The organism is Chlorobium sp. (assembly GCF_021740465.1).
In the GTDB taxonomy this organism is placed as follows: Bacteria; Bacteroidota; Chlorobiia; order Chlorobiales; family Chlorobiaceae; genus Chlorobium.
In genome coordinates this window covers 36,490-53,587 of the sequence record NZ_JAIOZR010000011.1, presented here as the reverse complement: position 1 = coordinate 53,587, position 17,098 = coordinate 36,490, and the positions used below count along the sequence as shown (strand labels likewise).

At 56.2% G+C, this 17,098-nt stretch carries 20 protein-coding genes; 13 read left to right on the top strand and 7 right to left on the bottom strand.

Annotation, left to right across the window (positions count from 1 at the left end; genetic code table 11):
- Nucleotides 1-55 precede the first annotated feature (55 nt).
- The 10 genes from yajC to K9G39_RS06720 all read left to right on the top strand — a co-directional run bounded on the left by yajC (nt 56) and on the right by K9G39_RS06720 (nt 8,670).
- On the top strand, nt 56-412 hold the full coding sequence (gene yajC / locus K9G39_RS06765) for a preprotein translocase subunit YajC (RefSeq protein WP_292004171.1): 357 nt from the start codon (nt 56-58) through the stop codon (nt 410-412).
- 9 nt (nt 413-421) lie between these two features.
- Nucleotides 422-1,531: a glutamine-hydrolyzing carbamoyl-phosphate synthase small subunit gene (gene carA, locus K9G39_RS06760; protein WP_292004170.1), complete on the top strand. Its 1,110-nt coding sequence runs from the start codon at nt 422-424 to the stop codon at nt 1,529-1,531.
- Nucleotides 1,532-1,574: 43 nt separating this feature from the next.
- Nucleotides 1,575-2,714 (top strand): alanine--glyoxylate aminotransferase family protein, encoded by a 1,140-nt coding sequence (locus K9G39_RS06755; protein WP_292004169.1) that lies wholly within the window; start codon nt 1,575-1,577, stop codon nt 2,712-2,714.
- Nucleotides 2,715-2,860: 146 nt separating this feature from the next.
- Nucleotides 2,861-3,520 (top strand): hypothetical protein, encoded by a 660-nt coding sequence (locus tag K9G39_RS06750; RefSeq protein WP_292004168.1) that lies wholly within the window; start codon nt 2,861-2,863, stop codon nt 3,518-3,520.
- An 8-nt stretch (nt 3,521-3,528) separates the two neighbouring features.
- The gene (locus K9G39_RS06745) at nt 3,529-4,947 is read left to right on the top strand and encodes a radical SAM protein (protein WP_292004167.1); all 1,419 of its coding nucleotides are present in this window, start codon (nt 3,529-3,531) and stop codon (nt 4,945-4,947) included.
- A gap of 104 nt (nt 4,948-5,051) precedes the next feature.
- The gene (locus K9G39_RS06740; protein ID WP_292004166.1) at nt 5,052-5,483 is read left to right on the top strand and encodes a c-type cytochrome; all 432 of its coding nucleotides are present in this window, start codon (nt 5,052-5,054) and stop codon (nt 5,481-5,483) included.
- Nucleotides 5,484-5,706: 223 nt separating this feature from the next.
- On the top strand, nt 5,707-6,030 hold the full coding sequence (locus K9G39_RS06735; protein WP_292004165.1) for a c-type cytochrome: 324 nt from the start codon (nt 5,707-5,709) through the stop codon (nt 6,028-6,030).
- 162 nt (nt 6,031-6,192) lie between these two features.
- The gene (locus K9G39_RS06730; protein WP_292004164.1) at nt 6,193-6,453 is read left to right on the top strand and encodes a SemiSWEET transporter; all 261 of its coding nucleotides are present in this window, start codon (nt 6,193-6,195) and stop codon (nt 6,451-6,453) included.
- Between the two features lie 80 nt (nt 6,454-6,533).
- Nucleotides 6,534-7,337: a pyrroline-5-carboxylate reductase gene (gene proC / locus K9G39_RS06725; protein WP_292004163.1), complete on the top strand. Its 804-nt coding sequence runs from the start codon at nt 6,534-6,536 to the stop codon at nt 7,335-7,337.
- A gap of 40 nt (nt 7,338-7,377) precedes the next feature.
- Complete coding sequence (locus tag K9G39_RS06720) at nt 7,378-8,670, top strand: BatD family protein (RefSeq protein ID WP_292004162.1); 1,293 nt, start codon at nt 7,378-7,380, stop codon at nt 8,668-8,670.
- Between the two features lie 11 nt (nt 8,671-8,681).
- On the opposite strand, the gene glp is transcribed toward K9G39_RS06720, so the two are convergent.
- From glp to K9G39_RS06705, 3 genes are read right to left on the bottom strand one after another with little or no spacing between them, the layout of a single operon-like run.
- A complete protein-coding gene (glp, locus tag K9G39_RS06715) occupies nt 8,682-9,923 on the bottom strand; it encodes a gephyrin-like molybdotransferase Glp (RefSeq protein WP_292004161.1) in 1,242 nt (413 codons plus the stop codon).
- Complete coding sequence (moaCB, locus tag K9G39_RS06710) at nt 9,920-10,864, bottom strand: bifunctional molybdenum cofactor biosynthesis protein MoaC/MoaB (RefSeq protein WP_292004160.1); 945 nt, start codon at nt 10,862-10,864, stop codon at nt 9,920-9,922. The genes glp and moaCB overlap by 4 nt, the downstream gene beginning before the upstream one ends.
- Nucleotides 10,865-10,894: 30 nt before the next feature.
- The gene (locus tag K9G39_RS06705; RefSeq protein ID WP_292004159.1) at nt 10,895-11,725 is read right to left on the bottom strand and encodes a glycerophosphodiester phosphodiesterase family protein; all 831 of its coding nucleotides are present in this window, start codon (nt 11,723-11,725) and stop codon (nt 10,895-10,897) included.
- A gap of 628 nt (nt 11,726-12,353) precedes the next feature.
- On the opposite strand from K9G39_RS06705, the gene K9G39_RS06695 reads away from it, so the two are divergent.
- The 3 genes from K9G39_RS06695 to K9G39_RS06685 all read left to right on the top strand — a co-directional run bounded on the left by K9G39_RS06695 (nt 12,354) and on the right by K9G39_RS06685 (nt 14,185).
- Complete coding sequence (locus tag K9G39_RS06695) at nt 12,354-12,524, top strand: YqaE/Pmp3 family membrane protein (protein WP_292004157.1); 171 nt, start codon at nt 12,354-12,356, stop codon at nt 12,522-12,524.
- A gap of 78 nt (nt 12,525-12,602) precedes the next feature.
- Nucleotides 12,603-13,727: a bifunctional molybdenum cofactor guanylyltransferase MobA/molybdopterin-guanine dinucleotide biosynthesis adaptor protein MobB gene (gene mobAB / locus K9G39_RS06690; protein WP_292004156.1), complete on the top strand. Its 1,125-nt coding sequence runs from the start codon at nt 12,603-12,605 to the stop codon at nt 13,725-13,727.
- Nucleotides 13,724-14,185, top strand: a complete 462-nt coding sequence (locus K9G39_RS06685) for a universal stress protein (RefSeq protein ID WP_292004155.1) — start codon at nt 13,724-13,726, stop codon at nt 14,183-14,185. The genes mobAB and K9G39_RS06685 overlap by 4 nt, the downstream gene beginning before the upstream one ends.
- Here the strand turns inward: K9G39_RS06685 and K9G39_RS06680 are convergent.
- The 4 genes from K9G39_RS06680 to K9G39_RS06665 are packed head-to-tail and all read right to left on the bottom strand — an operon-like array spanning nt 14,160 to nt 17,083.
- Nucleotides 14,160-14,981, bottom strand: a complete 822-nt coding sequence (locus K9G39_RS06680) for a metal ABC transporter permease (RefSeq protein WP_292004154.1) — start codon at nt 14,979-14,981, stop codon at nt 14,160-14,162. The two genes, K9G39_RS06685 and K9G39_RS06680, sit on opposite strands and share 26 nt — an antisense overlap.
- Nucleotides 14,978-15,751: an ABC transporter ATP-binding protein gene (locus K9G39_RS06675; protein ID WP_292004153.1), complete on the bottom strand. Its 774-nt coding sequence runs from the start codon at nt 15,749-15,751 to the stop codon at nt 14,978-14,980. Before K9G39_RS06675 ends, K9G39_RS06680 begins: the two co-directional genes overlap by 4 nt.
- Entirely contained in the window at nt 15,748-16,656 is a 909-nt protein-coding gene (locus tag K9G39_RS06670) for a zinc ABC transporter substrate-binding protein (protein ID WP_292004152.1), read from the bottom strand. Before K9G39_RS06670 ends, K9G39_RS06675 begins: the two co-directional genes overlap by 4 nt.
- Nucleotides 16,580-17,083, bottom strand: a complete 504-nt coding sequence (locus tag K9G39_RS06665; RefSeq protein WP_292004151.1) for a Fur family transcriptional regulator — start codon at nt 17,081-17,083, stop codon at nt 16,580-16,582. Before K9G39_RS06665 ends, K9G39_RS06670 begins: the two co-directional genes overlap by 77 nt.
- Nucleotides 17,084-17,098 lie beyond the last annotated feature (15 nt).

Here is a 17,098-nt window from a genome sequence, read left to right as displayed (position 1 = left end):
AATACCGTACATTAGAATTCGTACGGCCATTTTTCACATACTCTACTTGTTCATCATGCACGATTTCATTTTATCACTGCTGCTTTTCGCTCCTCCCGCCGGAGGCCAGAACCCGAATCCTTTCATTCAGCTGGTGCCCCTGGTGCTGATTTTCGTTGTCTTCTACTTCTTCATGATCCGTCCACAGCAGAAAAAACAGAAGGATCGGGAAAAGGTGCTCGACAGTCTGAAGAGAGGCGACAGGGCGGTTACCATCGGCGGCATTCACGGTACGGTTGCCGGCATCGATACGGAAAAGAAAACCGTTCTGCTGCAGGTCGGCGACAACCTGAAAATCAAGTTCGACCGCACGGCGATCGCCAACGTCGAAAAACAGGAATCGGGAGACAAACTTACCACTACGAAGGAATAACGAACGATAATGCAAGAGACACCAGCTCTATTGGTATTAGAAAACGGGTCGGTCTACAGGGGGACAGCATTTGGCCATATCGGAGAAGCGAGCGGCGAGGTTGTTTTCAACACTTCGCATACCGGCTATCAGGAAATTCTTACCGACCCCTCCTATGCGGGCCAGATGGTGGTGATGACCTATCCGCTGATCGGCAATTACGGCGTCACCCCTGATGACAACGAGTCGTCGAAAGTGTGGGCCTCGGCCTTCATCGTGCGTGAAGTATCGCATACCTACAGCAATTTCGAAGCCTCGGACAGCCTCGACAACTACCTCAAACAAGCCGGGGTGATGGGACTTGCCGGCATCGATACCCGCAAGCTTGTCCGTGAAATCCGTGAAAAAGGGGCCATGCGGGGCGTGATCTCCGCCGTGGACTCCGATGCGGAGAGCCTGAAGGCGAAGGCGCTCGCCATCGAGGAGATGACCGGACAGGATCTGGTAAAAACCGTGACTGCAAGTAAAAGCTACGTCCTCGACAAACCGGACGCCCGCTACCATGTCGCGGCGTTCGACTATGGCATCAAAACCAACATTCTGCGGATTCTGCAGAACTGCGGCTGCAGGGTGACCGTCCTGAACGCGGCAACGCCGTTCGAGGAGGTCATCAGGCTCAAACCCGACGGGGTCTTTCTTTCCAACGGCCCCGGTGATCCGGCAGCTGTAGGGTACGCCATCGAGACCATCCGGGCGATTGCAGATTACAACCGTACGACCAGGCCTTTGCCGGTATTCGGCATCTGCCTCGGCCACCAGCTTCTTTCACTGGCTCTGGGCGCCGAAACCTACAAGCTGAAGTTCGGCCATCACGGAAGCAACCATCCGGTCAAGAACCTCGGAAACTGCAAAATCGAGATCACCTCGCAGAACCACGGTTTCGCCGTCAAAATGGATTCGCTGCCCGAAGACCTCGAAATGACCCATCTGAATCTGTACGACCAGACGGTAGAAGGGGTTCGGCACCGTTCGCTGCCCTGCTTCTCGGTACAGTACCATCCCGAAGCTGCGCCTGGGCCTCACGATTCTCACTACCTGTTCGATCAGTTCACCGATATGATGGACAGGGCAAAAAACTGAACGAAGACAATCTCTTTAACCACACAAACCTTTTTCTGAAGAGATGAAAAAAAGACTATTCACCCCGGGACCCACCCCTGTGCCCGAAAACGTCATGCTTCGCATGGCCGCTCCGATTATCCATCACAGGAACCCCGAGTTCATGGAAATCCTTACCCGGGTACACGAGGACCTCAAGTATCTCTTCAGAACAACCCAGCCCGTTGTGGTGCTCAGCTGTTCAGGCACCGGGGGCATGGAAGCCGCTGTTTCGAGCCTCTTCAAGACCGGAGAAAAGGTCATTACCGTTAACGCCGGAAAATTCGGCGAACGCTGGGGCCAGCTGGTACGGGTTTTTACAGGCAACTGTATCGAGGAAAAAGTACAGTGGGGCAGCGCCATCCAGCCGGAACGAATGGCCGAACTGCTCAGGGAGCATCCCGATGCAAAAGGGGTCTGTCTTACCCATTCGGAAACCTCAACCGGCACGGCAGCCGACATTCGGGCGCTCTGCTCGGTTATACGGGAAAAGTCGGATGCACTCATTCTCGTTGACGGCATTACCGCTATCGGAGCCCATGAGTTCCATTTCGACGACTGGGGTGCCGACATCTGCATCACCGGTTCACAGAAAGGACTCATGATGCCTCCGGGACTTGCCCTGGTTGCGATTTCGGAAAGGGCTCAGGATATCATCAACGCCCATACCCACACCCAGCAGTTCTATCTGAGCCTGAAAAAGGCCCTGAAAGCGCACAGCGCCGAAGACACTCCATTCACCCCGGCGGTATCCCTGGTTATCGGACTGGACGAGGCCCTGCAGATGATTCGTGCCGAAGGCATCGAGAACATCTGGAAACGTCATGAAAGCCTCGCCTCGGCATGCAGGCAGGGGTGCAGCGCGCTCGGCATGAAGCTGTTCAGCAACTCCCCCTCTTTTGCCGTCACCCCGGTCTGGCTCCCCGAGGGCGTCGACTGGTCGGCGTTCAACAAGGCGTTGAAAAACAAGAACGGCATCACCGTCGCCGCAGGTCAGGACGAGTTCAAAGGCAAGATTTTCCGCGTCTCCCACCTCGGCTTCTACGACGAGCTCGACATGCTGACCGTTATCGGCGGCCTGGAGCGCGCCCTGAAGGAGATCAATTTTAAATTCGAAGTCGGCGCTGGAGTCAGCGCGGTTCAGAAAGCCTTCCTCGGCAACTGACGGCGCACTCCTGAAGGAACTCACAGGAAAAAGCCGCCCGTTCAAGCCTGGCGGCTTTTTCTTTTCAGCAATCCGGCACCTGAAAGCAGCTTTCTTTTTCCGACTTTGCTCTTCCCGCTCTATCTTGCAGAAAAAAGATCCTGCAAATGATCACCCTGCACACCCTTTTCCTCTTGTTTGCCGCGACTTTTTCAATGTCGGGGGAGTTCCGGGAGTACCGCACGGTGCAGAAAGGCAACTCGCTCTATATGCAAGGGGAGTATTTCCAGGCGGAACAGCTCTACCGCACCCTGCCGGATATTCCCCCCGGAAAAAAAGGATCGTCCCCGGCCCTCTTCAACCTTGCCGGTGCCCTTGTCCGCCAGGGCAAACATACCGAAGCTCGCCGGATCTACCGAAGCATCGCATTGAACCCCAGGGCAAAACATCTGCACAATCCCTCGATCTACAATGAAGGAACCTCCCTTGCCATGGAAGGTATCGCCACAGGAAACCTGGTGCTCAAAAGAGAACTGCTCCGGCAGGCACTCCTTCGCTACACTGCCGTACTGCGTTCCGATCCGGCCGACACCGATGCGCGGATCAATTACGAAATAGTGTTCCGCATGCTTGAAACACCGAGGTCCTCGTCTTCAAGACAGCCGGAAAACAGCCGGAAAAACGGTGATCCTGCAGGCAGCGAACTCATGAAGACTGCAGAGCGGATTCTTGAAAACGCCCGGCTTCAGGAAAACAGCCTGATGCGGAAAATTCCGCTGAGCCGCGCCAGGGAAAGCGATTCCGGCAAAAACCTCAAGGACTGGTAGGAAGCCCCATGAACGTTTCAAAAAAAGTCCTGCTGGTCTTTATCCCTTCCGAAAGCGGTGTCGACGGTGCCCGGTCGCTCTACGCCGAACCGGAGAAAAGCCCGATTCTGTACTGGTTCAACAACTCTGTGAGAAAACTTATCAAGCGAAGCCAGTTCGCCATTCCGCCACTTTCACTCATGATTCTCAGCTCGATCGAGGTGTCGGGAGTCGAACAGCAAGTGTGCGACATGCGCTTCGAGGATTTTCCGGAGGCGGAGCACTGGGATCTGGTGGGCATAAGCGTACAGACCGGTATGGCCAGAAAAGCCTTCGAGCTTGCCGACAGGCTCCGGAAGAAAAATCTCACCGTGGCTCTCGGAGGAGCGCATGTCACCCTGTTTGCTGATTCCTGCCGTGTTCACGCCGATATCCTCGTGCACGGAGAGGCCGACGACCTTTGGAAAACGGTGCTCGAAGACCTGAAAAGCGGTAATCTGAAATCAGAATACAGTTCCGACCGCTTTCCCGATCTTGAAGAGCCACGCCCGGTGAGCAAAAATGCGCTGCTGAAAAACCGCTACTTTACAACGAATCTCATACAAACCGGGCGGGGCTGCCCTTACAACTGCGATTTCTGCAACGTCCATGTCCTCAACGGCCGGTCGCTGCGAAGAAGAAAGATCGACGATATTGTCGGTGAGGTTGCCCGGTTCCTCCGGCACGATCGACGCATTTTCTTTTTTGTCGACGACTCCATCAATGCCGACCCGACCTATGCCGAAGAGCTCTTCCGACGCCTGATTCCCTACCGAATCAGCTGGTTCGGCCAGGCGACCACGACGCTGGGCCAGCAGCCCCGGCTGCTGGAAACCCTTGCACGATCCGGCTGCCGTGCCCTGCTTGTCGGTATCGAAAGCATCGAGCCGGAAAGCCGTGATGCGCACCGCAAGACACAGAACAGGTCAACGGAGCTGGTGGCGGCAATAAAAAACATCCGGAGTGCGGGTATCAGTCTTTACGGCAGCTTCATCTACGGACTCGACGGCGATACCCTCGATACTCCGGCGGCGATTCTCGACTTCATCGACGAGACGAAGCTCGATGTTCCCGGCATCAATATTCTCAGACCCATTCCAGGCACGAGGGTTTTCGACCGGCTCAGGGAGGAGGGTCGCCTGCTCTTCGACCCGACCGACATCACCGCGTTCCGCTATACCTTCGGCCAGGAGATGCTCTACCTGCCGAAAAACATTCCGCTCGACGCCTTTGTGGAGAGTTACTCGAAACTCACCAGGGAGATATTCAGCACAACCAGTTCCATTCACAGAGGGTTCGGCGCCCCAAGCGCCAAAACCGCGGTACTCTTTTTCAACCTCTTCTACACCCATCTCTACGGCCTGTCGCGCAACGATCTCCATAAGCAGCTTGCCGGGGCGCAGCCCTGAACAAAAAACCATTTTGCCATACGGTAAATTATTCATAAAATTATAGCCGTTACCTTTTTATTCCTGTCACAAACATCGCAACCCTTTCCAACGGAGAACACACTATGAAACGCTTTCTGCCTGTTTTCGCTGTAGGCATGCTCTGCCTTGGCGCATGCGGCCTTGAAAAACCGCCTGCCAAGCTCGAATTCCCCGAATCCAAAGAGGAAGCCGCAGCTCCGGCCGAAGCCGCCGCACCTGCGGAAGCCCCCGCAGCGGAAACGCCTGCCGACCCGAAACTTGCCGCCGGTAAAACCGTTTACGAAACGAAAGGGTGCAACGGCTGCCACGATGCCGGCATGATGGGCGCGCCGAAACCCGGCGACAAGGCCGCATGGAAAGACCGTATCGCTCAGGGCGTGGACGTCATGACGAAAAAATCCATCGAGGGATTCACCGGTAAGGGCGGCATGATGCCGGCAAAGGGCGGAAACGCAGACCTGACCGACGAAGAGGTCGGAAGTGCCGTAGCCTATCTGGCCGAAATTTCCAAATAAGCCGCTTCAGGCACTGTTTCGGATTCAGGCAAATAATAACGGAGCACGTCCCACGGCGCTGCTCCGTTTTTTAAATGCCACTGTATAACTATATGTGCATAAAAATTCCGCAAGCATTTGGAAGGCCGGATTTTAAATGCTAACATACTCATCTTGAGATTTTTTGCACAACCGGTACACAACCAATCATCAACAATCATTAATTCTTGCAAGGGAGAACTCTATGTCTCGTTTCGTATCTGCTGCTTTCTGCGCGCTGTTTATGATCGCTTTCAGCCTGACCGATGCCAACGCCGCTACCGGCAAAGCCGTTTATGACGCCAACTGCTCAGCATGCCACAAGGACGGCATCATGGGTGCTCCGAAAACCGGCAACAAGCCGGCCTGGGCTCCTCGCATCGCACAGGGCATGACCGTTCTGGTAAACAAGTCCGTCGCCGGCTACCAGGGAAAGAAAGGCATGATGCCTGCCAAGGGCGGCAACCCGAAACTCACCAACGCCGAGGTCAAACTCGCCGTCGAGTACATGGTCAACCTGAGCAAATAAGAATCGTATCGCACGCATTGCCAACAAAAGGCGGGAGCACCATCTCCCGCCTTTTGTCGTTTATTCCTCCCGCCATCCCGATTTTTGCACTACAAGTATTTCAGGCGAGAAGCAGCACGTCGTATATTCACCTGCGCACTTCAAGCCAACAATGGAGAACGGATGTACTATTACTCAAGCGAGATGCTCGGTTTCGCAGCAGGCATCATCACCACGCTCGCGCTCCTGCCGCAGGCGGTGAAAATCATGGCGACCCGCCAGACGCGCGACATCAGCCTCGTCTGGGCTGTAAGCATGAATATCGGGATCGTACTCTGGCTCCTCTACGGCCTCGAGAAAAACGACCTGCCGATGATAGCGGCAAACAGCGTCTCCCTGCTCCTGCTCTTCGTCATTCTCCTCTTCAAGCTTCGATACCGGTAAAGGAGAGGTTTGGCTGATGGAAAAAACAGCGAAAAAGCGTACATATCGTTATTGTTTGTTTTAACCATCACAGTCAATCGATGAACACACTCCATACCGGCTTTATCGGCACCGGAAGAATCGCCCGTGCGCTGATTGCCGGACTCGCAAAAAAAGAGAATGTCCACATCTTCGGCTACGACACCCTTCCTGCGGCTATCGAAAGCATATCGGAAGCCTACCCCGTCGAGCCGTGCCCTTCCATCGAAACGCTTGCCGGAAAAGCGGAGGTGATCGTCCTTTCGGTAAAACCTTACCAGATAGAGGGCGTACTCGCCGAGCTGAAACCATTTCTCACCCAGAGGCATCTGCTTCTGAGCGTGGCTGCCGGCATTTCTTCGGAATTCATCCGGCGGCAGACCGCCGAAGGAACGCGAGTGGTAAGGGTAATGCCAAACACTCCTGCGTTCGCCGGCGAAGGCATGACCGCCCTGTGTCGTGGCGCTGCTGCGACGGACGGGGATATCACGCTTGCCGAAGAGCTGTTCAGGGCTATCGGCAGAACCGTGGTGCTCGGCGACGAACGGCTCATGGATGCGGCCACCGCGGTTTCGGGCAGCGGCCCTGCTTACATGTTCCACATCATCGCTTCCCTTGCCGAGGGCGGCGTGCAGTGGGGGCTTTCACGGGAGGATGCCCTTCTCCTGAGCGCGCAGACCATGCTCGGCGCCGCAAAAATGCTCCTCTCGGGCGACAGAAGTCCCGAAGAACTGATCAGGGAGGTCACCACTCCCGGAGGTACCACCGAAGCCGGCCTGAAAGTGATGGAGGAGCGCAACATAAGGCAAATTCTCGTCGATACCGTATCGGCGGCGGCGGCACGCTCCCGCGAACTGATGAAATAACAAACTGCGGAAGGGTACCATGCGCAATACCGTCCGATCCATGCTGAGCGTTCTCATGATGACGGCTGTCGCCCTCTTCTGTCTTGCGGCGAACGCGAACGGGGATCGGGTTCCGACAGGAAAAGCGCCATTCATACGCACAACCGTCACCAACACCACACCCTACGCCGGAGAGGAGGTCATCCTCTCCTACACACTCTGTTTCACCGGCGACGCCCCTCAGGTTTCCGACCTGTCGGCTCCTGCGCTCGACGGACTCAGGGCTGAAGAGATCGACCCCGGGCGCTATGTCAAAAGCATACCGGTAACCATCGAGGGTACCCTCTACCGGAGTGCGCTTGTCCGGCAGTACCGGGTTTCTACCCTGCAGCCCGGAACGATCAATATCAGGGGATACCGCCTCCGCTGCCTTTTTCCCGACGGCTCTCCACTCGACAAGAGCGGCGACATCGTGCTTGCCGCTCCTGATATGCTGATCCGCGCCAGGCCGCTGCCGAAGCCCGTTCCAGCGGGATTCACGGGTGCCGTAGGTTCGTTCTCTTTCGGGCTCACGGCCGATCGCACAACCATCAGAGCCGGCGATCCGGTTACGATTACCCTGACGATTGCGGGAACCGGCAACCTCACGGCATTCACCGCTCCGAAGCCCGTATTCCCGCCGGCATTTCACCAGAGGCCTCCGGTCTCGACACTGAGTCTCGACAGCAGCAAGAGCCGTTCATCCGGTTCGTTCTCCACAAGAATAACCCTCTACCCGGACCAAACCGGAAACGTCACCATTCCGGAGACCCGTTTCGTCTATTTCGATCCCCTGAAAAACCGCTACCGGACAGTTGCCTCCGGCCAGGTCGCAATCAGTGTGGTGCCTGCCGAAAATACCGGGAAAAAGGTGAGGCTGCCGGATAGCGTGCCGGCAGAATCCGTAAAAAACCCGCTTTTTACCCTGCCTGCTGCCGCAATAGCCATTGTCGCACTTCTGGCCTTTCTGTTGCTGAGACTCGCAAGAAAAAAGCTGCAGGGAAAAGGGGCGCGGCAAGCTGACCGAAGCCGGGAGGAACTCTCGTACGACAGCAAAACTCCGCAGGAGATCAAAACCGCGCTCTACCGCGTCATCGGGCAAAAGGGCGTCCTGAGGCCGGAAAGCCTCACCAGGCCAAAGCTCGGTGCCGCACTTCTGGAAAAAGGGGTAGCGGAAGAGATCTGCAGAGAACTTTTAAAACTGCTTGAATCGATCGATCACCTGATGTTCAGTCCAGCTGGAGCTTCAGCGGTGGAAGAGGAGCGGCTCCGCAACGAGGGGAAACGACTTTTCTTCCGCCTGCAGCAGCCGTAGCCACTCTGCCCTCAAACCAGCCCGGCGGAGCGCCGGACTCCCGACCAGGGAAACAGCGAGCAGGTCACCGCGCTGCCTGCTGCAAGCGCATCCGGAGCGGGGCCGGATTCGATGATGCCGTCGGCGCCGGCAAGAGAGGTGATCATATGCGACTCCACCTTCCGGGAAACCCTGCAGTACAACCGTCCGTTTTCCTGCCAGATGGTACCCGGCAGAAAGCGATACCGTTTTTTATCGGCGGGAAAGGGTTCGGCAAGCAGAGCCTCAATCTTCTCGGGAACCGCGCGCCCCTGTTGCAGACAGAGGGCCGGAACGACATACTCATGAAAACAGGTCATCGCCGAAACCGGATTTCCCGGCAGGGCAAAAACCGGACGGTTGTCGCCGGTCGTCCCGAAATATAGCGGTTTTCCCGGTTTCTGGGCGACCCTCCAGAATCGTGCGGCGACGCCGGTTTCGCCGAGCAGTTCCTGAACATAATCGTATTCGCCGGTTGAAATGCCTCCCGCAGTCACCAGCATGTCGCAGCCGGCAAGAGCCTCGGCAAGCACGCCCCGCAGGGCCGCCCTGTCGTCAGGCGCATGAAGCAGCAGCGTGGGCTCGATACCCCACGCGCGGCAAAGGGCCTGCAGCATGAAACGGTTGCTGTTGTAGATGGCCGCTCCCTCAAGCGCCTCTCCCGGCATCCGCAGTTCATCGCCTACCGTGACGAGAGCCACCCTCGGCACGCCTCCGGCAAGCACACCCTCGATGCCCAGCGTGGCAAGCACGGCGATCTCCGCAGAAGCAACGGGCGTTCCTTGTCGCAAAAGCACGCTGCTGCAGGCGACCTCCTCTCCGGCGTAACGGATATTGGTGCCCCGTTTCGGAGCGGAAAAAATCGAGACCTCCCGGCTGCCGAATCCGCTGGTCTGTTCGAAAGCTACAACCGTATCGGCGCCATCCGGCAACGGCGCTCCGGTCATGATCTGCGCACAGCTTCCCTGTAAAACGGGCACTCCGGGCATGGCGCCGGCGGCGACCTCCGAAACGACCTGCAGCCTGACCGGAGTATCCTGCGATGCACCCTCGATATCGGAGCGCCGGAGGGCAAAACCGTCCATTGCGGCGTTGGTGAAACGGGGCAGAGGAAACGGAGCGACAACATCTTCACCCAGAACGCGGCCCTGCAGCCGAGAAAGCGGCTGATATTCAAGGGGGAGTTCTCCAACGGACTCCCTTATCATGCGATGAGCATCCTGAACGGTAATCATGACTGGTGGCCCTCCCCTTTGAGCATGGCAAAAGCATGGAATACAGCGGGAACAAGCACCTCAAGCGCATCGGCCGCAGCGCCCGGACTACCGGGCAGACATATCAGGAGCGAGTCACCGATCATGCCGGCCGCAAGCCTCGAAAGCATTGCGGTTTTTGTTTTTCCCTGTCCCCAGTTGAACAGTGCCTGCTCGATTCCCGGAAGTTTTCTGGTAAACATCGGCTGCAGTGCCTCGACCGTAACATCCCTTGGCCCGAGACCGGTGCCACCGGAAGTCACGATCAGCTCGACCCCCCCGGCAACCCACTCTTCAACAACCGACTCTATATCCTCCTTCCTGTCGGCGATGATCCGAAGCTCTTGGACAGGACAACCGGCAGCTTCAAGACCCTCCTGCAGCACTTTTCCCGAACGGTCGATTCCTTTGCCGGCGGCTATGGAATCGGAAAGCACGAGAATGGATGTTCTTGGCCGGTACCCCACGGCGAGCTGCTTTTTTCCTCCGGTTTTCACGTCAAGACGAATGGAACCGATCTCCATTGTGGAATCGAGGGCCTTGCACATGTCGTAAATCGTCAGGGCGGCCACCGATACGGCTGTAAGCGCCTCCATCTCCACACCGGTTGCCTCGCGGGTTCTGGCCGTTGCTGAAATGTCGATGCGGTCTTCAAGCAAGGCGAAGGAGAGCTCCACCCATGACAGATTCAGCTGATGACAGAGCGGAATGAGATGGGCGGTCTGTTTGGCGGCCTGAATTCCCGCAATCTTGGCCGCGGTGAGGACGTTTCCCTTCGGAATGGCGTCTTCCACGAGCAGACGAATGGTGTCCGGGCACATCGATATGGACCCGGATGCCTTTGCGGTTCTCTGGCTTCCGGGTTTCGGCGAAACATCGACCATGGCGACATTGCCGTGTTCGTCGAGATGGGTAAAATCCATAGCGCTCCTCTTTTTCGGAATAAATTGGTTTCATGCGAAGAGCTCTTTGAGCTGCAGCGCAAGTTCAGGATGATCGGTGATGATGCCGTCGGCTCCCATGCATTTCAGGCGAAGCATATCTTCCGGAGTGTTGACCGTCCAGGGTACGACACGAACTCCCTCGCTATGCAGCCTTTCGAGCAGTTCGGAGCTCAGGAGTGAAAAATACGGATTGACATAGGCCGGAACAAAACCTGTCTCCACGGTGAGGTTACCGAAACGGGACTCTTCATCGACAAGAAGCCCGTAACACAACTCCGGATAACGCCTCCTTACCTCCCGGATAAGGCGGCCGTCAAACGACTGAACCCGGACTCTCGACGCCATGGCGCTCCGGCGGATCTCTTCGACGACGAGAAATGCGTAGACCTCCGGCGGAGGATGCAGCTCTTTATCCCTGCCGGGCCATGATTTAAGCTCGATGTTGAAAATCATCCTGCCAGGAAGACGACGGGCAAGCATATGGGCATCCACCTGGCGAAATACATCGGATAGCAGCGGCTTGCAGGCCTCAATACCCTGCTGTTGTGGAAAGTGCGGGTCTGGAAGGCCACAACCGAAAGCTGAAATTTCAGCGTAGGGCATATTGTACAGAAAAAAACACTCCCGATCTTTCTCTTCGAGCGGCCTGCCGTCAGGAGCCGTACAGTGCGGAGCGCCGATCCACGGATCGTGGGAAACAACAAGCTGGTGATCTCCGGTAACAAGAAGATCAAGTTCTATAACCCTCACGCCCAGATCCGCAGCCTTGCAGAAGGCCTGAACGGTATTCTCGGGAAAAAAAGCCCTCGCACCCCGGTGTGCCTGAATTTCAAAGTGCATACGATAAAAAAAGGCTGGGCCCCCCTTGACTCGAGCATCAGCACAAAAAAACCCATAGGCCCTCTCATGCGGGTTGGCGGACCGTTATGCGGGCTCTTATGAGCTGCGTTTTCCCGGAGAAAAACGGGCTGGTTTCGAGGAAGGTTTTCCTGTTGATTTTCTTTTCTGAACCTTGTTGCCTCTCGAAGCTTTGGACGAGGCGGGCGCAAGCGTGCTGTTATAGCCTTGAGGATCTGAAGAATTTTTGTTCCTGCTCTTGTTGAACCTGTTTTTGCGGTACTTTTTTTCCAGGTCGGCGTAGGGACTTGGCGGATCGGGTGAGGTATTGGGGTTATTAAAGTTCGGTTCGTCGATTACCTCATCAACATCATCCAAAACCACGTCGGGATGAACTGTTTTATGCAAAATATTTCAATTTATGTTCAAAAAACCGTGAGTATACAATTGTTATCACTCAGGATCATTTCGAAGGGGACTCTAATTTAAAACTTTAACACTAAAAAACAACATACCGTGAGCAGAAGATCGCACGGAACCGCTCCATATCGGTTTTGCGTTGGTTGTTGTTCCGAGAAGTATTAAATTTCAGCGGTTTTACCATTGTAAAAATCGAAACCCGGAGCCCGTTATGGACATTCGCCGCTGGATACTTGCCTTTATTCTTCCCCCTGCCGCTGTCATGAACAAGGAGGCAGGAACCATCATGCTGACAGGCATTCTCACCCTGCTCGGATGGCTGCCCGGCGTTGCTGCAGCCGTCATCATGATTCTGCAGGAAAAAAAACAGGCAAAAGCATAACAACAGCGCATCTCCCTGTACCCCGGCAAGGCTGTCCCGCTGCAGTGTCGAACGGCACCGGAACTGCAAATATCGCATATGCTTTTTCATCCCTTTGAAATAGCGCTTTCGGGGTTTTCCGGGACCGGAAAGACAACCCTTGCCGCTGCAGTCGTAAACCGTCTTTCAAAGAGGTTTTCGGTCGGCTACTACAAGCACGGATGCCACCGGTTCGATATCGATCGTGAGGGGAAGGACTCCCATACGCTCAAAAAGGCCGGAGCCGGAACCGTCATGATCTCCGACCCGGAGAAAAAAGCGGTCATCGCAGGAACCGGAAACCGGCAGATTTCCGAGCGCATGGTATTTCTGGACTGCGACCTGCTGCTTGTCGAAGGACTCAAGGAGCTGCCGTTGCCGAAGCTGCTGATGGTTGACCGGGAAAGAAAAATTCTCGATCTGCTTGACGCAGGCGCCTTACCGCAGCCTGTTGCACTCGTCTCGACCGACCAGGAAGCGAAACCGATCGCGAACCGGCACAATCTTCCCGTGTTCCATCGCGACGACATCGACACCATCACCGCCTTCATAGAGTCGTTTCTTGCGGAAAAAGTCTCGGAAACACCCCTTTCAGGCCTGATCCTTGCAGGCGGAAGAAGCCGGAGAATGGGTACCGACAAGGCCCTGCTTTCCTATCACGACAAAAACCAGATTCTGCATACGGCGGCACTCCTCAAAGAGCACTGCCGGGATGTTTTCCTCTCCTGCCGCAGCGATCAGGAGGCACTCTACGCATCCTTCGGACTTCCGGTCATTACCGACCGTTACCTTGAAACCGGACCAGCCGGAGGGTTGCTGTCGGCACAGCATCACCACCCGAAAACAGCCTGGCTTGCCGTAGCCTGCGACATGCCGTTTCTCGATGCCCCCCTGCTTTGCGAACTTCTGGAAAACCGCATGCCGCTTCGATTCGCCACCGCGTTCAGGCATGCCGGATCCGGGAAATTCGAACCGCTCTTGGCCTGTTATGAGCCAAAATCGAGAGCGGCACTGCTTGCCGGCCATGCAGAAGGAAACCATTCGCTGCAGGCATTCCTCGATGGTTGGCGCATCGGGGAAATAACACTTTCCGACAGCCGCGCCCTCAGTAACATCAACGACCCGGCATCCATGCAGAAAGCCCTGCGGGAGTGCCGGCCATTCAGCGGAGAAAACCGTCCATGAACCTGCTTGTTGCCATCGATTTCTCGGAAACCACCGAAGAACTCATCACGCATACCGGCACTCTTGCCTCAGCACTCCGGGCAAAGGTTTTTCTGCTTCATGTCGTCGCACCGGCAACACCGGTACTCGATATGGAGAACAACCTTGAAACTCTTTTGCCTGCTCAGGAAAAACCTGAATCGAAGGAGGAAGCACTCCCCGAAAACCGGGCCCATGAACAGCTGCACGAAATCGCCGAAATCCTTGAATCGCAGGGACTCGAGGTATCCGCCCATCTCGCGCACAACGACGAGGTAAAAGCAATTATCGAAGCGGCGGAGCGGTTCGGAGTGGGTATGATCATTCTCGGATCACACGGTCACGGAGCGCTCTATCATCTGCTGATCGGCAGCGTATCGGAAGGCGTCGTGCGCAGGGCACAATGCCCGGTGGTCATCGTGCCTGCCAGGAGGAAATGACCAGCCGGCCTGCATGGACCATAAGGAATGCTCCTCCGGCAAGAATGATGATGGTCGCTCCGGAGGCGAGATCGAGCTCGTAGGAAATCCAAAGCCCGGCAAGGCTGAAAAACGCTGAAAGCAGTGTGGCAAGCAACATCATCCCGCCAAGGCTGCGGCTGAAAACCCTTGCTATAGCTGCCGGTATGGTAAGAAGGGCAATGACCAGCACGATGCCGACAATCCTGACCAGAATAACTACGGTAAGAGCTATGAGACAGAGCAGCAACAGATAGAACAGGGTGGTTTTCACCCCGGAAACCTCTGCGTACTCCTCATCGAAAGAAAGTGCCAGAAACTCCTTGCTGAAAGTCCAGGTCACGCCGGCGATCAGCAGATCGAGCATGGCGATCATCCAGAGGTCGCCCGTCGGAACCGTCAGGATGTTGCCGAACAGGTAGCTGAACAGATTAGGGGCATATCCTGGAGTAAGGCCGATAAGAATGACGCCCACAGCCATACCTACAGCCCAGAATGCTGCGATCGCAGTATCTTCGGCAACCTTCGCCTTCCTGCCGAGCAGGCCTATGGCGATTGCGGCTCCGAGACTGAAAGGGATGACCCCGAAGAGCGGATTGATGCCGAGATAGTAACCGAGCCCTATGCCGCCGAAGGCGGTATGGGCTATCCCGCCGCTGATAAAACCGATTTTTTTCACCACGACGTAGCTGCCGACGATGCCGCAGGCTATGCTGGCGAGCAGGGAGGCAAACACCGCATTGCGAAAAAATTCAAAGGCAAGGATATCGCCGTTCATGGCCTCAGGATTTGACTGTTGGATTCAGGCCGTTCGGAAGGATGATGAACCAGCAGATCGACAGGGTAGGGATAGACCTGCTGGGCGGCATCTCCTCCCGGAGTGCCCGCAGGGTTTTCACGTATCACCATGCTGCAGTTCAGGCAGAGCACCCTCCCGACAAAACGGCTGACCGTACCGGTATCGTGGGTCACCAGAACGATGGTGACGCTTTTTTTCAGCTTGTCGAGCAGATCGTAAATAGATGTTTTCATTTCAGGATCGACACTTGCCGTCGGTTCATCGAGCAGAAGCAGTTCGGGTTTTCCGGCAAGAGCACGCGCAATAAGGGCGCGCTGCAGTTCGCCCCCTGAGAGAGCGCCGATCCTGCGGTTCCCGATCGCACCAAGCCCGACAATCCGCAGCGCCTCCTCGGCCGCGGCGCGGTCGGTTTTATTGTAGTGCTGAAAGGGCGTTTTCAACGCCATGCGCCCCATCAGCACGGCTTCCCTGACGCCGAGAGGAAAATCACGGTCGAAAAAAAGCCGCTGGGGAACATAACCAATCTTTTCGGGATAGCTTCCCGGTGCGGCGCCGAACACCTCAGCGTGACCTTCGCTCGGCTTCTGCAGTCCGAGCAGTACCCGAAGAAGCGTGGTTTTGCCGCCTCCATTAGGGCCGACAATGGCCAGAAAATCGCCTTCGTCTACCGAGAAGGAGAGATCCCTGAGCACCCTTACCCCTCCAAGCTCCACGCCAAGCCTGTGGCAGCGGACAATCTCGCGCCTCATTGCATGGCCCTCAGAAACGCCCCGGTTGCCTGCCTGAGATTCTCCTGATAGTCGCGGGCAAGCGGATCGACCGTTCCGGTCACTCCGCCGATATCGCGCGCGATGGCTTCAGCCTGAAGCGTACTGAACTGCGGCGAAACGAAAACCACCCGGATGTTGGCCGCTCTTGCATGTTCTATGACTTCCTGCAGCTGACGGGGAGTGAGCGTCTTGCCCTCCTCTTCGGCAGCTATCTGTTTCAGCCCGAATGAGGCTGCATAGTATCCCCAGGCAGGGTGAAACACAAGAAAGCTGCGATTCTTCAGCGGAGCAAGCCGGTTACGGATATCGAGCCGCAGCGCTTCCAGCTCTGCGACAAGTTCATCGGTGTTGGCGGAATAACGCTCCCGATGAGAAGGATCGGCACGCACCAGGGCCTTTTCGATATTACGGGCGATGATGATGCCGTTTTCAGGAGAGAGCCAGTAGTGCGGATCGAAGCTGCCGTGGGGGTGATGATCGGCATCACCGTGGTGCTCTTCTTCGTGGGCAGGCTCTTCCCGATTCACGGGAATGAGGGTTACGTCCTCTGAAGCATCGCAGACCCGAAGCTCCGGATTGAGCGAAAGCATTCGAGGCATCCAGTCCAGTTCGAACTCCACCCCCGAACCGGCCTTGACAAACAGTGAGGCGTCGGAGAGCGCAGACATCTGCCTGGGAGTTGGTTCATAACTGTGAGGATTGCCCCCCGGCGGGACCATGACCGATACGGCGATACGGTCGCCTCCGATCCTTTCAGCAAAATATGCCAGCGGTGCTATCGAAGCCACAATCTGAAGCCTGCCGCTATCAGGTGATGTGCTGCAGCCGTTCTGGAGCAGCAGAAGCAGGAATAGTGACAGGAGGGTAACCGTTCTCTGAATCATGATTGCCGTTGTTTGTTTCTGAAAGACAGGAGGGGCAGATTCCTTCGAACTGCGCGATATGGGAAAGCACCCGGTATCCGCCGACCATCATCCCGTCGGGGTACCGGCACTCGTCGATCCGGCCGATCCGGCCGCAGGAAACGCAGATAATATGGTGATAATGGTGTTGGCCGAATCCGGAACAGAGGGCATAGCGCCGTTCCCGACCGAAACCTGCCAGACGGAACAGAATACCGCACTCCGCAAGTGTATCGAGGTTCCGGTAGATTCCCGGCAATCCGCACCGGCTGAACTCCGCCTTCAGGGCAGCCTGCACCTCGAGTGGCGAAAGCGGCCTCAGGCTTTCACGAAAAAGGGAGATGATCGCAAGGCGCCGGGGTGTTGCCTTGAGGCCGGCGTTCCTGATCAGATCAAGGGCTTTGAGCATATCTTAAATAGAAAT

Bases quoted from the DNA above. Each gene is read 5' to 3' on its own strand.
- yajC (WP_292004171.1), top strand. From the start codon at position 56: ATGCACGATTTCATTTTATCACTGCTGCTTTTCGCTCCTCCCGCCGGA.
- carA (WP_292004170.1), top strand. From the start codon at position 422: ATGCAAGAGACACCAGCTCTATTGGTATTAGAAAACGGGTCGGTCTAC.
- K9G39_RS06755 (WP_292004169.1), top strand. From the start codon at position 1,575: ATGAAAAAAAGACTATTCACCCCGGGACCCACCCCTGTGCCCGAAAAC.
- K9G39_RS06750 (WP_292004168.1), top strand. From the start codon at position 2,861: ATGATCACCCTGCACACCCTTTTCCTCTTGTTTGCCGCGACTTTTTCA.
- K9G39_RS06745 (WP_292004167.1), top strand. From the start codon at position 3,529: ATGAACGTTTCAAAAAAAGTCCTGCTGGTCTTTATCCCTTCCGAAAGC.
- K9G39_RS06740 (WP_292004166.1), top strand. From the start codon at position 5,052: ATGAAACGCTTTCTGCCTGTTTTCGCTGTAGGCATGCTCTGCCTTGGC.
- K9G39_RS06735 (WP_292004165.1), top strand. From the start codon at position 5,707: ATGTCTCGTTTCGTATCTGCTGCTTTCTGCGCGCTGTTTATGATCGCT.
- K9G39_RS06730 (WP_292004164.1), top strand. From the start codon at position 6,193: ATGTACTATTACTCAAGCGAGATGCTCGGTTTCGCAGCAGGCATCATC.
- proC (WP_292004163.1), top strand. From the start codon at position 6,534: ATGAACACACTCCATACCGGCTTTATCGGCACCGGAAGAATCGCCCGT.
- K9G39_RS06720 (WP_292004162.1), top strand. From the start codon at position 7,378: ATGCTGAGCGTTCTCATGATGACGGCTGTCGCCCTCTTCTGTCTTGCG.
- glp (WP_292004161.1), bottom strand. From the start codon at position 9,923: ATGATTACCGTTCAGGATGCTCATCGCATGATAAGGGAGTCCGTTGGA.
- moaCB (WP_292004160.1), bottom strand. From the start codon at position 10,864: ATGGATTTTACCCATCTCGACGAACACGGCAATGTCGCCATGGTCGAT.
- K9G39_RS06705 (WP_292004159.1), bottom strand. From the start codon at position 11,725: ATGCACTTTGAAATTCAGGCACACCGGGGTGCGAGGGCTTTTTTTCCC.
- K9G39_RS06695 (WP_292004157.1), top strand. From the start codon at position 12,354: ATGGACATTCGCCGCTGGATACTTGCCTTTATTCTTCCCCCTGCCGCT.
- mobAB (WP_292004156.1), top strand. From the start codon at position 12,603: ATGCTTTTTCATCCCTTTGAAATAGCGCTTTCGGGGTTTTCCGGGACC.
- K9G39_RS06685 (WP_292004155.1), top strand. From the start codon at position 13,724: ATGAACCTGCTTGTTGCCATCGATTTCTCGGAAACCACCGAAGAACTC.
- K9G39_RS06680 (WP_292004154.1), bottom strand. From the start codon at position 14,981: ATGAACGGCGATATCCTTGCCTTTGAATTTTTTCGCAATGCGGTGTTT.
- K9G39_RS06675 (WP_292004153.1), bottom strand. From the start codon at position 15,751: ATGAGGCGCGAGATTGTCCGCTGCCACAGGCTTGGCGTGGAGCTTGGA.
- K9G39_RS06670 (WP_292004152.1), bottom strand. From the start codon at position 16,656: ATGATTCAGAGAACGGTTACCCTCCTGTCACTATTCCTGCTTCTGCTG.
- K9G39_RS06665 (WP_292004151.1), bottom strand. From the start codon at position 17,083: ATGCTCAAAGCCCTTGATCTGATCAGGAACGCCGGCCTCAAGGCAACA.